The 744-nt window shown below is 72.2% G+C and carries 1 protein-coding gene; it reads left to right on the forward strand.

All coding sequences use genetic code 11. The annotated features are described in order from the left end of the window. Positions 1 to 728: diiron oxygenase (locus CCN72_RS36575; protein ID WP_086812629.1), on the forward strand; the 728-nt coding region annotated here is incomplete at its 5' end. Positions 729 to 744 lie beyond the last annotated feature (16 nt).

Raw genomic sequence — 744 nt, forward strand, 5'->3', positions numbered from 1 at the left:
GGCCCCGGCTGATCGCGGTCATCCCGGTGGTGACCGCGATCAGCCGGGGCCGCTCGGGCCTGCGACTGCCGGAGGCCATGCGGGCGGACGCGTTCAAGATCGTCACGGACGAGGCGTGGCACGCGCAGGTCTCGTACGACTTCGGGCAGCAGGTGGCGCGGGCGACCGGGGTGCCCGCCGAGCGGCCGGACGGCGGGGGCCCACCCGCGTTCACGGAGCGCCTCGACGTCATCCGGGACCGACTTCCGCACGAGATAAGGGGAGTTGAGGCGCTGCTCTTCGCGATCGTCAGCGAGACCCTGATCTCCGGGATCCTCGCGGAGATCCCGCGGGACGAGCGGCTGCCCGGGTCGCTGCGGGAGCACGTCCGCGACCATGCCGAGGACGAGGGGCGCCACCATGTCTACTTCCGCGCCGTGCTCCGCCACCTGTGGGCCGCTCTGACACCGGCCGAGCGCGGGGCCGTCGGGCCGCAGGTTCCGGCGGCGATCCAGGCGTTCCTGGCACCCGATCTCGCCCGGGCGGCCGAGGATCTGCGGACGCTGGGGCTGCCGGAGCGGAACGTCGAACAGGTCCTCGCGGAATCCTGGCCCGGGGAAAAGGTCGCGGCCGACATGGCGGGGTCCGCGCGTTCCCTCGTGCGCTATTTCGGTGAGGCGGGAGCACTGGACGATCCGGCCACCCGGGACTCCTTCGAGAGCGCCGGACTCCTTTGTTCCGACGCCTAGGCCGTGTCTCTTTGGT

Source organism: Streptomyces murinus (assembly GCF_002154555.1).
In the GTDB taxonomy this organism is placed as follows: Bacteria; Actinomycetota; Actinomycetes; order Streptomycetales; family Streptomycetaceae; genus Streptomyces; species Streptomyces murinus.